Genomic DNA, 14,100 nt, shown 5'->3' on the forward strand with positions numbered 1-14,100 from the left:
CTCCTAACATTCATTAGAAAAATAAGTGTACGGGTATTGCGATTGCATAAGGAGGCACTAAAGGCAACCGCAATACCCATTAGTTTAAAATAACCGATTACTTAAGCTGGTCCTCTGTATAATAACCTGAATCAATCAACAGTTCTTTATAATTATTTATGTCAGCAAATACAGGGTCACACAAGTATGTCGGAATAATTCCGGTGCCGTTATCATAAGTCTTTGTATCGTTTACAGGTACCTCTTCACCTTTCATTATGGCCTCAACCATTTCAACAACTTTGGCTGCCAATGTACGGGTATCTTTAAATACGGACATGGACTGCAGGCCCGCTAAAATATTCTTTACGGAAGCAATGTCACAGTCCTGACCTGTAATTATAGGGAAGTTATCCTTTGTAAATCCGGCATTAACGAGAGCATTTGTTATACCGATAGCACAAGAGTCGTTGCTGGAATATACGACATGAAGCGGAGTACCGTCAGAATAATAAGCGGTTATCAGGTTTTCCATACGGCTCTGAGCAGTTTCCGTTGACCAGTTAAGGGTAGCAACCTCTTCGAATGATGTCTGACCGGATACTACATTAAGTTTTCCGCTGTCAATGTAAGGCTGTAATACATCCATAGCTCCGCCAAAGAAGAAACGGGCATTGTTGTCATCAGGAGAACCGGCGAAGAGTTCGATATTGAAAGGTCCGTCCTGATTATCAAGATCAAGAGTTTTTACTATATATTCACCTTGAATTTGACCAACCTTGTAGTTATCGAAAGTTGCATAGTATGATACAGCATCGGTTTCCATTATCAGACGGTCATATGCAATAACAGGAATCCCTTTTTTCTTGGCATCAGCAAGAACAGTTCCCAGTGATCCTCCGTCGATGGATGCTATAACAAGAACGTCTACGCCGTTGGTAATCATATTCTCAATCTGGCTGACCTGAGTAGCAATTTCGTTGTTTGCATACTGAAGGTCTACCTTATAGCCGGCTTTTTCCAGCTCCTTCTTCATGTTGTCACCGTCTTGGTTCCATCTCTGCAGGTCTTTTGTGGGCATGCAAACACCTACGGTTTTTCCTTTACCTGTGTTTCCTGTCTCTTTAGCTCCGCAAGCAGTCAGCAATGAGACAACCATCATGATGCACAGCAAAATCCCAATAATTTTTTTCTTCATAATAAATATCCTCCCTTTATAAAAATTTACGTTGCCTACATTTAAAATATATCACTGCAAAAGCAGGACTATCTTGCTAAATACCGTAAATTTTTATTGGGAGGACAAATTTAAAAATTGCAAATATGGTAAGACAACAAAAATATGCTAGCATATTTTTGAAATTTAATAATTAAAAATCAAAAAATAATACAGAAAACTCTGTTTTACTTGTCAGTTACATTTAAATATACCTCGTCCCTTTTTTGGAAACCGCCTTCAATTATTACTTCATCCAAATTGTTTTTGTCTACGGCTATAGGCTCCAGTTTTACATATGGTACATCCCAGGTGCCGTCATTTATTGTTGTATCGACATCAATACTTTCTCCTTTTGCAAGTTTTATGGCATACTCTGCTGCCGCTTTTGCCAGTTTGTCTACAGGTTTATACACGGTCATGGTCTGAGTCCCTTCAACTATCCGCTGACATGCCGCAAGATCGGCATCCTGCCCAGTTACTATGACGCTGCCTGCAAGACGGTTTTCTGCCAAAGCTCTTACTGCTTCGGTTGCCAGATTATCATTGCCGCAAAGCACCCCGGCAATATCCGGTGTTATTTTCAAAGCTTCATAGACCGCATTGTACGCTTCTTCCGCAAGCCAATTGACAGCATTGACCGAATATACAACATTCAGGTTAGACCCGTCAATGACTTTCCAAAATCCCTGTTCGATCAACATAACATTATGGTCTGTTGTGGGCCCGAAGATTGTTACAATATTGCCGCCTGGAGGAATATTGTCTTTTAATGTTTTTGCCATAAGACTTCCCACTTTTTCGTTATCAAATGAGATATAAAGGTCCACATTGGAATTAATCAGGAGTCTGTCATAAGCAACAATTTTTATACCCGCTTCCTTTGCCTTTTTTACCACATCTTTGCAGGCTTCGGAATCTACGGCAATAATAACTATTACGTCCATACCTTTATCGATAAAATATTCAATCTGTGAAATTTGCTTATTCACATCCCCGTTGGCATTCTGTACATTAACTTCGGCACCCAGTTCTTCGGCAGTATAAACAAATACATCCCTGTCCCTTTGCCAGCGTTCGATTACAAAGGAATCAAAAGACAGGCCTATTTGAATCTTTTCTTCTGTTTCGTTTTTATCAATGGCAGGCAAATTACTGTTCCTGCATCCTGTGCAGGTAAAAATCGCCACAAGAATTACAGTAATAAAAACTATTTTTTTCATAACACTCCCATCCTCAGTGCTTGCCTTTTTAATGAGGTTGATGAGCAAGTCTAGCAGGCACGAAATTTAATTTTTATTTGCTTTATCGGTTTCCCTGAATTCAGTAGGGGTTAGCCCTACCTGCTTTTTAAATATCCTGCTGAAGTAATTTGGGTCACTGTAGCCTATGTCTAAGCATATGTTCTTTATATTCATATCGGTGTATAAAAGAAGTCTTTTTGCCTTCTCAATCCTTATGTTTGTCAAGTAATCTATGAAATTTACCCCCGTCTCTTCCTTAAACAGTTTGCTGAAATAATAGGGGCTTATGTCCACATTCCTTGATACCTCATCCAGGGATATATCCTTGTTGTAGTTTTCTTCAATATAAGCCTTGGCCTTGCTTATAAGCCCCCTGGTCTGCTCCTGGCGTTTTGTTACAATGTTCCTGCAGGCCTGAGTAACCTTGTCTATAAACCATTTTCTTAGCTGCTCAAAGTTTTCAATTTGAATCAAAGTAGGAAGATAGTCTTTTCGGTAAAGGAAATAGTATTTCATTCCGCCGCTTAAAAAAGCTTTTTGCTCCGCAAACAGGACGAACTCAAGAACCTTTAATTTTATATCCATCACATGCTCAGGATAATTCGAAACCATCCAGTCAAAAAAGCTGTTGGCTTCTGCCTGGGTCCCTTCGATATCTCCTTTTTCTATTTTTTCAAATAACGCATTCTCAATATGAACCGGATAATCTTCTTCGTATTCGCATCCGATAGGAAGGTCCTTAACATGAGCTACCCTTCCTTTACTGTTTCTTATGGCGCTTAAAGCTTCTTTATAGGAATCTTCAAGTCTGTTGATGGGAGTAACTGATCCTATACCTATTTTAATCTGGATATCTATCTTCTTTGTAAGTTCCCTTACCAGATTTCTGGCCTTTTCGATAATTTTAATCCTGTCATCATACTCAAGCTGTGATTTGTCTGACGGAATAAATACAATTATTTTGTTTACCATCAGAGGCCCTACAATACAATTAAATTCTCCCTTAAGACTTTCCCGTATCGCATGATAAAAGGACTGGGCTTTCACACTTATTCCCACCGGATTTGTAAGATGCCCTTCAATAATTGCATCTCCAAGCTCCATAATAAGTATCATGCCATACTCATCTTTAATACCAAGCAAATTGCAAAAATCATCCTTGACCCTTTCAAAATCAGATCCGGAAAGAGCCGAATATATAAAGTCACTTTCTATTATGGGAATAACGATTTCCAGCTTTTCCCGTATCATCAGGTCATTGCTTCTTTTCTTTCTCTCTGCTTCGATTATGTCCATGGCTTTCTGCAGTACGCCGGTTATAACCGCCTGATTGACAGGTTTTGTCAGGTATTCCAAGACCCCAAGGTTTATTGCCTCTTTTGCATAATTGAATTTATCATATGCCGTCATAATTATAAAAATTACCGATTTATTGGTTTTCCTGATTTCTTTCATAGCCTCTATTCCGTTTATGCCCGGCATATGTATATCCATTATGGCTATGTCCGGCTTGAATTTCTCTGCAAGTTCAATTACACTTCTGCCGGTATGAGCATATTCAATACTACATTTGTCTCCGAAATTCTTTTCTATGATAAATTTTAAGGAATCGATAACTATACCCTCGTCGTCGGCCAGCATAATTTTATACATGTCTATACACTCCCATCGGAATTATTGTCCTTATTATAAGCGGCTGTATAAGCTTTGTCTGTCAAGGTTTTTTATATAAGCTACTATCTGTAACGTATAAACTGCTTAAAGTATCTTGCTAATTTGCTATTGTCAAGATTCTTTAATTAACTGATTCATATATGGTATTTTATTTTTTGGTATAAGAATGGTAACAGTTGTCCCCATATATTTCCCTTCACTCTCGATATTTAATACATTTTCCATATCATAGTATAATTTCAGACGGTTGATTACATTACCAAGCCCTATACCGTTGGAATCTTTGGTAAGGTTAATTTCTTTTTCTGCCTTTTCAGATTCTATTTTAAAATTCATTACCCGGTCTATGATTGCCTTGTCCATACCGATTCCGTTATCACGAATTGTAATCCGGATTAAATCATCATCCTGGTCTACTTTCAACAAAATTTTTCCCTCATAGTCTATATCCCTTATACCGTAGTTTACAGCATTTTCTACTATAGGCTGCAAGATCATGCTGGGGACCTTTACATCAAGTACACTTTCATCAATCTGCTTTGAAAAATTAATTTTACCTGAAAAACGAACATTTAATATATAAATATATGTGTCAACAAGCTTAATCTCATCCCGTAAAGTAGAATCCTGATTAAAACACTTCATGTTAAATCTGAAAAACTCAGCAACATTTTCAATAAAAAGACAGGTTTTATCGGCTCCCTCCATCATGGCAAGCTGTGCCCCGGCATTTAATGTATTAAAAAGGAAATGAGGATTAATCTGTGCCTGAAGATATTTTAGCTGAGCATCTTTTAAGTGATTGGTCATCATCAGCTCTCTTTCTTTCATTCTGCTTTCGAATTCCATGCTTTCTTTTATTCTCTTAATGTACTGATGGATGTTTATAGTCATTGTGTTAAATGCTTTAGTTACAATTCCTATTTCATCTGAAGACGTAACCGGAACAAGGTCTACTTCAAAATTTCCTGCTGCAATTTCATTTGCTGCCTTGGTAAGTTCCATTAAAGGTCCGGTAATGCTTCTGGTTACGATAACTATCAAAATAATATTAAATGCCATAATAAAGAGTAATACGGAAGTGCTTATTACTTCCAGATAATTCAGGGATGTCCTGAGAAGGTCATAGTTATTGGAATTATATTTAAACTGCTCATTATTCAATGTACTGATATGGGTACTTATAAAATCATACATTTTCGTAGCTTCTTCGTAATTGGTCTTATATTTTTCAATATTGTTGCCACGCTTGGCATCCACCGCCATATCTACCAGTTTCAGATAGGTCTCGGACATATTTTTTATGTTTTTCTGCATCAGAATCATATTATTGTCTGTTATATCCCCTTTAAGATCCTGAAGCATATTTCTGTAATCCTGTTCACTTATATAATAATTCTCAAGCGATTCGGTGCTTTTTGTATTTAGGTATTCATAAACATATCCATGAAGTTTCGAAAGAGATTCCATAAGTTCGTTAAGGCTTATATTGCTTACATATACTTCATCTATATTGGAAATGGATTTGTTTATATTATAACACATGAACATATTGGCAAAAAATACAACTCCGGTTGTTAAGACAAATATTAATACCAGTCTTAATCTGATAGAACTGTTAATTATTTTTTTCCCCATAACAATCACCAGCCAAGTTAAAACGATATGATAAAAATACTACTATTGTTGATTCTGATTTTTTTCAGTTCTTGATTTTATATAATTGTCTATATTTTCTCTACCGATAGCGTAAATATCCACCGAAAAATAATCACTTACCTGTCCGGTTTGCATAAATTCATGCAGGGCCTCAACACAATATGCCCCCATCTGTCTTGCATCTATTGTCATAGTCGAATGTATTATTCCTTTTTTTATTCCGCTCAATATCAAATCGGAATCGTAATAGCCTATGATATCAATAACTCCCACTTTATTATAATCCACTACCGCCTGATATGCGCAGCGGGTATCGACAGCCGTCAGGCACACCAACACTTCCGTAGGATCATTATTGTCCTTTATAATATTTCTAATATCTTCTTCGGAACTGAAAGTACTCTGAGTATTTACGTTTACGGTTTTAACATTGACATTTTTGCCGGCAACCATTTCACTGATACTTGAGTAAATCATGTTTTTGCTGGAGTCACTGCTGTCGGAATTTAAAAGAATCGTGACATTTTTTCTCCCGTTTTCTACAACCTCGAGTACCTGTTTACCGTATATCTGTCCCTGATTATATGAATTGATTCCTATAAAACTTTTTCTTTTGCTGTTCGGTTCATCATTTAGTACTGTTACAACCGGAATCCCTTCTTCATCCGCCAGATTGATAAGATTTGCTATTTCCTCTTCGCCGTTGGGTTCTATGATAATACCGTCCACTTTATAGGATATTGCCATTTTCATTAAATCTTGCAGGGAATAAGTGCTTGGAAGATTACCCCCTATTCGTTCGACATATATATCTAATTCGTTTCCTTTTTCATATGCTCCCTCATAAATATCTTTCCAGAAAGGCGCGTCCGCTTCTTCGGAAATAATAGCATAATGATATTTATATTTATGGTAATTTAAATTATCGGCAAGCCCTAATTGGGATAACCGATTTTTATATAAAGCCATTCCTGTCAAAATAATAAAAGCTCCGACAGATATGCTGACAATAGCAGCCAGCATAATCACCTTATTTTTCTGTTTTCTTTTAACAATTTTTAGCATATTTTACCTCTTATTGCTTGTGACCATAAAAATATTTTAGAAATATATATAAAAGAATATCATATTATTTTAAATTTTTCTATAATTTTTACAGTGCAATGAAAAATTAGCAAGTAACAATTTCCAATTTATAGAATATGATAAAATAACCGCTGTATATAAAATTTTATAGAGTGAAAAGGAAGTGCCTCTATGGCTATAAGAATTTTTATCGATCAAGGTCATAATCCGACCGGATTTCATAATGCAGGAGCAACAGGAAACGGTTTATTGGAACAGGATATTACTTATCAGGTAGGGATTTACCTTGCCAATTTACTAAATAACGACTCAAGATTTGAAGCCCGTGTATCAAGGCCTACCCCTACCACAGTTCTTGGTACAAATAATGCAACAAGTCTGTATGAAAGGGTACGTATGGCCAACGAATGGCCGGCCAATTATTTTTTAAGCATCCATTGTAACGCAAATCCAAATCCTGCCATAAACGGTACTGAAATATACATCTTCCAGTACGGTACCCAGGCAAACTGGCTGGCACAGCATGTAATGGACGGCATTGTGCAGATTGCCGGTACAAGAAATAACGGAATAAGAGTCAATCAGACTTTATATGTTCTTAGGCGGACCACCATGCCTTCAATATTGGTTGAACTGGGTTATTTAACAAATACCTCCGACGCAGCCAAACTTCGTGATAACCAATATCAGTTTGCCTATGGTATGTATATAGGCATTCTCAGGTACTTCGGTTTTGCGCCAGAATAAACCTGTAATATCAGGTGTTTTAAAGTTTTTTAAAGTAATTGAATATAGCAGCCTTTATGAAAAACCTGTGCTTAAAACAGATATTCTAAAATCTATCATATTAAACCTAATTTTTTATAATTAAATAAGTAAAGAGAGTGTTTATTAGGCTGCGATAAGAAGTTTTTGCTTCATACCGGGTTTAATAAAACACTCTCTTTTGCATTTGTAGTTTACAGATTATTTATAGATTTATTTTCATACTCCAGAAACTAATAGTCCTCCCTTAATCCGAATTCGGCAGATTCAACCCATTCCTCCGGTCGGGAAACCATTTTAACAAACTCTTCAAATAAAATCAGATGCTGATTTTCCTCATTTATTAAAAATTTCAACAGCTCCTTATCCTTGTCATTATCAGCTTCTTTAAGCATATCCTGATACAGCTTTATGCTTTTTTCTTCGATATCGACTGCCAATCTGTATACATCAAGCTGTGTTGTCTTAAAAGTATTTTTAACATCAAAATTTTTAAGTCCGTTAAAAACTTCTTTTATCTTGTCAATATTAGAGTTGTCAAGTACGTAATCTTCATCATTCAGTCTTTTTCTTAACAGCTTCTCATGTTCTTTTTCGGCGTCCGCAAGCAGGTTGAAAACTTTAAAAAGCTCATTATCCTTATTTTTATTAGCCTGTTCCAGGTAGTATTTCTGTCCTTCAATCTCAAGCTGTATGGCAAGTTCCAGGGTCTTTTGCATATTTTCGCCTCCTTATATCCTATAAGTAATTTTACCTTACTGTAAAAACTATATTTTGCTTAAGATTTTATAGAAATAAGCAGTTTACTTATGATACGGCTCATTATTCATAATCCTGAAAGCCCTGTAAATCTGCTCCAGTAAGATCATTCGCATCAGTTGATGGGGAAAAGTCATCTTAGAAAAACTTAGCCGAAAGTCTGCTCTTTCCAATACTTCATCGGAAAGGCCCAATGATCCGCCTATCACAAAGCTGATATGGCTTTTTCCCCTGATAAAAAGTTTTTCCATATACCCGGCTAATTCCTCCGAAGACAGCATATTGCCTTTTATATCCAATACTATGCAGTATGAATCCTCTTTTATTGCCTTAAGAATCCTGGCTCCTTCCGTCCTTTTTATAGCTTCTTCAACGGCCGCAGGAGCATTATCGGGAGTTTTTTCGTCCGCAAGCTCTATTATTTCAAGAGAGCAATATCTCCCAAGCCTTTTTTTATACTCATCTATACCCATATTAAGATACTTTTCTTTAATTTTTCCGACACAAATCAGAGACAATTTCATTTTTAGTTTATTCCTTTTCTTTCCTAACCTAATTAAAGCCCGAACATAAGTTATTATGAGTTTAACGGATACAATTATTAATTAGAATATTTTTTATTAATATTTAACATATTTTTCAAAACTATATCCTTTAAGATTTTATACTTTAGTATTATTGTACAAAGAATTATATATTATTTCAAGTACGGCTTAGATTATGTATTTTACTTAATGCTAAATCCCTTCTATAGCTGTTATTTAAATTTACCTTATATCAATAATAAGGGTTACCACAATAATATTTCTATGCATTGTAAGTTAATCTACTCTACTCATAATTTGTACTGCATCAGATTTAATTAATATTTTACGTTTTTTTGTGGTTGGCAAACCATTTTCATGATAACATAGGAGTTTCTTAACTTAAAACTAAAGCTTACCGGGAGGGGCTGTTTCAAAATTAAATTAAGATGATATAGATATAACCAAGCAAATAGTAATTTGTTTGTTATATCTATATCATAGGTAGAATTATACGACACCCTCTTTATTTTACTCTATACAAGAAAAGAGGCTGTCCCAAAAGTTATACTTCATATTGGAACAGCCTCATTTTATATAAATCGCTTTGGGGGAAAAGTCTTAAAAACTTTTACTCCTTAACTCCACCGATTGTTAAACCGGTTACAAAATATCTTTGCAAGAAAGGATACAGGCATACGATAGGTAACGCTGTTACCATTGTTGCAGCTGCTCTGACAGATTCCGGTGTTACCATGCTGGATGCATGTTTAACGGCATTCGGATCACCGGATTGCTGCGAAACGGCTGACAAAAGTTTCATAAGCTCATATTGCAAAGTTGTCATATCTTCTCTTTGTGCATTATAAATCATTGCATCAAACCATGAGTTCCAGTGCCCTACAGCTACAAACAGAGCAACCGTTGCCAAAACAGGTTTACATAATGGCAATATTATCTGCAAGAATATTCTTACATGCCCTGCTCCGTCAACCTGGGCCGATTCTACGAAACTGTCCGGCAAACCGTTCATGTATGTACGAATAACTATCATGTTGAATGCAGATACCATACCGGGTATTATATATACCCAAAACGTATTGGTAAGCCCTAATCTTTGATAAAGAAGCAGTGTAGGAATAATACCCGCATTAACGTACATTGTAATAACATAAATTAAAGATACCTGCCTATTGAAGTAAAACTCTTTTCTGGAAAGAACATAAGCAAGCATAGCAGTAACAAAAGTTTGCGAAACAGTTCCGATAACCGTTCTGAGAACCGATACATAGGCACCCCTCATAAGGGTTCTCATATTTAATACGGTTCTGTAATTTTGCACAGTCCACTTTCTAGGCAATAAACGAATTCCGCCCGTCAAAGTATCAACCGCTTCATTAAATGATATAGCCAAAGTATTTATTATAGGATACAGAGTAACTATACAAAAAATTGTAAGTATTATTGTATTTACAATTATAAATGCTATGTCGTACGGACTCTTTTTTATTTTATTTTTCTTACTTGTTTTAATCATTTCTACTTCTTTCATATCAAGCCCACCCTCCTAATATAATCTTTCCTGGCCAAAAGCTTTTGCTATCCTGTTTGAAACTGAAACCAGGAGGATGCTGATTATACTTCTGAATATACCAGCAGCAGTACCTATTGAGAAGTCCGCACCATGATAGAATGATTTATTAAGGACATATGTATCAATTACCTCGGCAGTACTCTTTATAAGGTCATTTTTTAACTGCAATTGTGCTTCAAATCCCGAGTTTGTTATCATACCGAGATTTATAATAAGTAGTACCAATATAGTTGATCTTATTCCCGGCAAGGTAATATGTATCATCTTTCTAAATCTTCCTGCCCCGTCAATGGAGGCGGCTTCATAAAGGTCCGGGTTTATCGAAGTTATGGATGCCAGGTATATGATACTGTTCCATCCTGTTTCTTTCCATATAACCGAGAAACCTATAATCCACCAGAAATATTTCGGATTGACAAAGAAGTTGATAGGCGAATCGATCAATCCAAAACTCTTCAATAAGTCATTTAGCATGCCGCCGTCTACCGACAACACGTTTCTTACAATTGCCGCCACTATAATCCATGAAAGGAAGTGCGGCAGATAAGAAATTGTCTGAACCAGCTTTTTACCTTTTACATTAGTTACTTCATTTAATAGCAGCGCAAACCCGATTGCAAAAGCAAAGCTTAATACAAGGTTTATCAAGCTCATGGCTATGGTATTTCTGAAAGCCATGATAAAGTCTACATCACTAAACAGGGTCTGAAACTTATTCCAAGCTACAAAAACCTGATTAGATTTTAAGGCCGGCTTGTAATTCTGAAAAGCCATAATCCAGCCCCATAAAGGTAAAAAGTAGAATATGATTACAAAGGCAACAAACGGTAATGTCATCAGAATAAGCTGTTTCTGCTTTAAAATCATTTTGAATGTGACAATTCCTGCCCAGCTTTCATGCATATTTCCGATTGATGCAATGACCAATACCAGGAAATTAATCGCTGCAATGAACATAAATCCTATACCAAAGTTTTCTTTATAAAAACTTTCTACCTGCAAAGCCCCAATACTGATTGCATTGATACATAAAAGTCCCAGGCCGGACAATGCTATATTAATCAGTGATATTATCTTAACCAGTTTATAAGAGCTTATTTTTTTGTTGAATAGTTTCCAAAAGCCTGCCACAAAAGACAATACCACTGTCATTATCAAAGTAATAATAACCAAATAAGCACTTATAATATCCTGTTCAAAATCTTTTATTACGGAGGCTGACAATTTTATCATGTCAATATAGTTAAATGTGCGCTTATCCAGTTCTCCCCATTCTTGAAGTTCCGCTACCTTCTCATTCATTCTTTCCGCTAAAATATCGATAATAAAATATTCCTCTTCTTTAAGCCTGCTTTCAATTGTCTGCCTGTCTTTTCCGTTTACAATATTTTTTGCTGTATTATAGACAATACTTTTGGGAATGCCTGATTCTTTTGCTACATCTTTTACAACTTTACTGTTTAAAGCTGCCAGAGTTGTGTCAATAACGTATCCATCACCTGTAACTCCCTTTTGTTGAGGAAGATGCAGAAAAGGGAGAAAAAGACTTATAATGGTTGAAAAACACAGGGCAGCTATTATCAGAAAATACGGTTTACGTTTGCTCATAATAAGCCTCCACTCATAATTCGTAAATCAAACACGCAATATTTAGCTTTAAATATGGGGTGCCTTATATGGCAAACATGCCATATTCTAAGACACCCCTATTTAGCAACTACCTATCCCTTGTTATTCGATTTTGAAAATACGATACAACAAGGCATTCAATCTATATTATAAATTACTCCCCACGAGCAACTGCAGCTCTTCTGCGGGCTTCAGCAGTAAGCTCGTCAAGATATGCGTCAATGTCAACTTCTCTTCTGTAAACTTCCATGTATTCATTCCAGATGGCATCAAATTCCTCATCAGACATAGCCATCATAGCCCTAGGCAGGTATTCATGCTTAAGCTCAGTAATCTTAGCTTTAGCTCTGCCGTAATCGGTATCAGTAGTCCAGGTATTGGTATAAGACCACATCGGATACCAAGGCTCATTAGGAACACTAGGACTTAAGAATTCAAGGAATGTCTTATATCCATATCTGTCAAGAAGTTCTTTCTCGATAGGCTCTAAGCTGTCAAAGTATTCTCTAGGCTGCTGATCAGGATTGATAGCGTTGATGCCGTCATCAAACAGACCTTCGTAGTGAGGGAAGTAAGCATATGCACCGCTTACCATGTTCTGGGTTACCCAGTCGGTATTTCTGACATTTTCTCTCATTTCAGGAGTTCTATATAAAGTACCGTCGGTATCTACCAGATAGTCTACGCCTTCTTCACCCCAGTAAATCATCTTCATGATTTCGTCATCAAGAAGATCGTTGATGAACTGAAGAGCACCTTCAATATCCTTACAGCTCTTGGTAATACTTAAACCGTTGGATACGTCCAGAGCGGCCGGGCTGTGCCATCTGTCAAGTCTTTGACCGTCAATGGTGATAGGCAGCGGAACATAGGTATCTCCGAATTTACCCTGAGATTCCAGAGCCTGGGTTGCTGTTGTGAAGTTCCAAGCCTGGTCAAGGATACCTAATACTCTACCTGTGGACAGCAATGATATGTATTGGTCATAAGACATAGTATAGGTTTCAGGATGAACAAGGTTTCTTCTCCAAACTTCGCTCATCTTCTTGTAATACTGATATGCAATATCAGTAGTATTATAGTCTAATGCAGTAATTGTTTCAGGATCTATGATGCAGGCACCGTCGTTAGGATAACCCGCTAAGAACAGAGGCGGATTCTCGATACCGAAGTATCTCCAATCTTCTGTACTCATACTAAATCCTACGGTTTCCTGACCGTCTTCGGTTGTAGGATGAGCTTTCAAATAATCTTCGATTAAATCAAAGTATTGATCCAAGGTTTTGATAACAGGGAAACCAGCCCAGATGAGAACTTTCTTCTGAATCCAGAATGCCTCATCCCAATGTTCGGTTTCCATTTCTTTTCCTTTAATAATACCGAACTGAGGAATTAAGTAAATATGACCGTCGGAATGTCTTACCTTATTCCAGTCTTCCTCGGAAAGGTAATTCTTGATATTAGGATAGTTATCCCAATATTCGTCGATAGGAATAAGTGCACCTGCTTCAATCAGGGCAGCTGTTCCTGTAGAACCGGTAATTAAATCGGGATATTCTCCACCGGCAATCATAATACCGATTCTTTCATCAGCAGTCTGACCGGTAAGCCATGTAACTTTTGCCCAAGCACCGATTTTTTCCGCAATCTTTCTTAACATACGGTTGTCATCGGGTACTTCGGTTCCCGGTACAGCATGGAATGCTGTAAACATTTTTTCTTCCTTCTTTTCAGTACCGGTAGTGTTGGTATTGTCGTTGCTCTGCTGCTTGTCTTCATTCTTACTGTCATTGTTAGTCACATTGGTATCATTGGTTGCATCCTGTTCTTTTTTGCCGCAACCGGTAAAAAGAACAGCCAACATGGTTACTGCAAGGATTGCAATAAGCAACTTCTTGATTTTTTTCATGTTATTCCTCCCTATACTTTTTAGCTGTGAATTTTAATATAATAACCAATTCACCATTCCCA

General features: G+C 36.7%; 11 protein-coding genes. 1 reads left to right on the forward strand and 10 read right to left on the reverse strand.

Annotation, left to right across the window (positions count from 1 at the left end; genetic code table 11):
* Nucleotides 1–97: 97 nt before the first annotated feature.
* The 5 genes from chvE to HHT355_RS07450 all read right to left on the reverse strand — a co-directional run bounded on the left by chvE (nucleotide 98) and on the right by HHT355_RS07450 (nucleotide 6,837).
* Nucleotides 98–1,177 (reverse strand): multiple monosaccharide ABC transporter substrate-binding protein, encoded by a 1,080-nt coding sequence (gene chvE / locus HHT355_RS07430; RefSeq protein WP_103202808.1) that lies wholly within the window; start codon nucleotides 1,175–1,177, stop codon nucleotides 98–100.
* 206 nt (nucleotides 1,178–1,383) lie between these two features.
* On the reverse strand, nucleotides 1,384–2,418 hold the full coding sequence (locus HHT355_RS07435; protein ID WP_103202809.1) for a sugar ABC transporter substrate-binding protein: 1,035 nt from the start codon (nucleotides 2,416–2,418) through the stop codon (nucleotides 1,384–1,386).
* Between the two features lie 66 nt (nucleotides 2,419–2,484).
* Nucleotides 2,485–4,092 (reverse strand): helix-turn-helix domain-containing protein, encoded by a 1,608-nt coding sequence (locus tag HHT355_RS07440; protein ID WP_103202810.1) that lies wholly within the window; start codon nucleotides 4,090–4,092, stop codon nucleotides 2,485–2,487.
* A 132-nt stretch (nucleotides 4,093–4,224) separates the two neighbouring features.
* Nucleotides 4,225–5,751 carry a sensor histidine kinase gene (locus HHT355_RS07445; protein WP_103202811.1) on the reverse strand — a complete coding sequence of 509 codons (1,527 nt, stop codon included), beginning with the start codon at nucleotides 5,749–5,751 and terminating at the stop codon, nucleotides 4,225–4,227.
* A gap of 42 nt (nucleotides 5,752–5,793) precedes the next feature.
* Complete coding sequence (locus tag HHT355_RS07450; RefSeq protein WP_103202812.1) at nucleotides 5,794–6,837, reverse strand: substrate-binding domain-containing protein; 1,044 nt, start codon at nucleotides 6,835–6,837, stop codon at nucleotides 5,794–5,796.
* 192 nt (nucleotides 6,838–7,029) lie between these two features.
* Between HHT355_RS07450 and HHT355_RS07455 the strand changes: the two genes are divergently transcribed.
* Complete coding sequence (locus HHT355_RS07455; RefSeq protein WP_103202813.1) at nucleotides 7,030–7,605, forward strand: N-acetylmuramoyl-L-alanine amidase family protein; 576 nt, start codon at nucleotides 7,030–7,032, stop codon at nucleotides 7,603–7,605.
* Between the two features lie 251 nt (nucleotides 7,606–7,856).
* On the opposite strand, the gene HHT355_RS07460 is transcribed toward HHT355_RS07455, so the two are convergent.
* From HHT355_RS07460 to HHT355_RS07480, 5 genes are all read right to left on the reverse strand, one after another.
* The gene (locus tag HHT355_RS07460; RefSeq protein WP_103202814.1) at nucleotides 7,857–8,342 is read right to left on the reverse strand and encodes a ferritin-like domain-containing protein; all 486 of its coding nucleotides are present in this window, start codon (nucleotides 8,340–8,342) and stop codon (nucleotides 7,857–7,859) included.
* A gap of 84 nt (nucleotides 8,343–8,426) precedes the next feature.
* On the reverse strand, nucleotides 8,427–8,906 hold the full coding sequence (gene rlmH / locus HHT355_RS07465; protein ID WP_103202815.1) for a 23S rRNA (pseudouridine(1915)-N(3))-methyltransferase RlmH: 480 nt from the start codon (nucleotides 8,904–8,906) through the stop codon (nucleotides 8,427–8,429).
* 631 nt (nucleotides 8,907–9,537) lie between these two features.
* Nucleotides 9,538–10,458, reverse strand: coding sequence for a carbohydrate ABC transporter permease (locus HHT355_RS07470; RefSeq protein ID WP_103202816.1), 921 nt, complete (start codon nucleotides 10,456–10,458; stop codon nucleotides 9,538–9,540).
* A gap of 15 nt (nucleotides 10,459–10,473) precedes the next feature.
* Nucleotides 10,474–12,108 (reverse strand): ABC transporter permease, encoded by a 1,635-nt coding sequence (locus HHT355_RS13910; protein ID WP_330403385.1) that lies wholly within the window; start codon nucleotides 12,106–12,108, stop codon nucleotides 10,474–10,476.
* Nucleotides 12,109–12,283: 175 nt separating this feature from the next.
* Nucleotides 12,284–14,038 carry an extracellular solute-binding protein gene (locus HHT355_RS07480; protein WP_103202817.1) on the reverse strand — a complete coding sequence of 585 codons (1,755 nt, stop codon included), beginning with the start codon at nucleotides 14,036–14,038 and terminating at the stop codon, nucleotides 12,284–12,286.
* Nucleotides 14,039–14,100 lie beyond the last annotated feature (62 nt).

It is taken from the genome of Herbinix hemicellulosilytica, from assembly GCF_002904165.1.
In the GTDB taxonomy this organism is placed as follows: Bacteria; Bacillota; Clostridia; order Lachnospirales; family Lachnospiraceae; genus Mobilitalea; species Mobilitalea hemicellulosilytica.

Coding starts and splice junctions, on each gene's coding strand:
- chvE (WP_103202808.1), bottom strand. CDS start 1,177: ATGAAGAAAAAAATTATTGGGATTTTGCTGTGCATCATGATGGTTGTC.
- HHT355_RS07435 (WP_103202809.1), bottom strand. CDS start 2,418: ATGAAAAAAATAGTTTTTATTACTGTAATTCTTGTGGCGATTTTTACC.
- HHT355_RS07440 (WP_103202810.1), bottom strand. CDS start 4,092: ATGTATAAAATTATGCTGGCCGACGACGAGGGTATAGTTATCGATTCC.
- HHT355_RS07445 (WP_103202811.1), bottom strand. CDS start 5,751: ATGGGGAAAAAAATAATTAACAGTTCTATCAGATTAAGACTGGTATTA.
- HHT355_RS07450 (WP_103202812.1), bottom strand. CDS start 6,837: ATGCTAAAAATTGTTAAAAGAAAACAGAAAAATAAGGTGATTATGCTG.
- HHT355_RS07455 (WP_103202813.1), top strand. CDS start 7,030: ATGGCTATAAGAATTTTTATCGATCAAGGTCATAATCCGACCGGATTT.
- HHT355_RS07460 (WP_103202814.1), bottom strand. CDS start 8,342: ATGCAAAAGACCCTGGAACTTGCCATACAGCTTGAGATTGAAGGACAG.
- rlmH (WP_103202815.1), bottom strand. CDS start 8,906: ATGAAATTGTCTCTGATTTGTGTCGGAAAAATTAAAGAAAAGTATCTT.
- HHT355_RS07470 (WP_103202816.1), bottom strand. CDS start 10,458: ATGAAAGAAGTAGAAATGATTAAAACAAGTAAGAAAAATAAAATAAAA.
- HHT355_RS13910 (WP_330403385.1), bottom strand. CDS start 12,108: ATGAGCAAACGTAAACCGTATTTTCTGATAATAGCTGCCCTGTGTTTT.
- HHT355_RS07480 (WP_103202817.1), bottom strand. CDS start 14,038: ATGAAAAAAATCAAGAAGTTGCTTATTGCAATCCTTGCAGTAACCATG.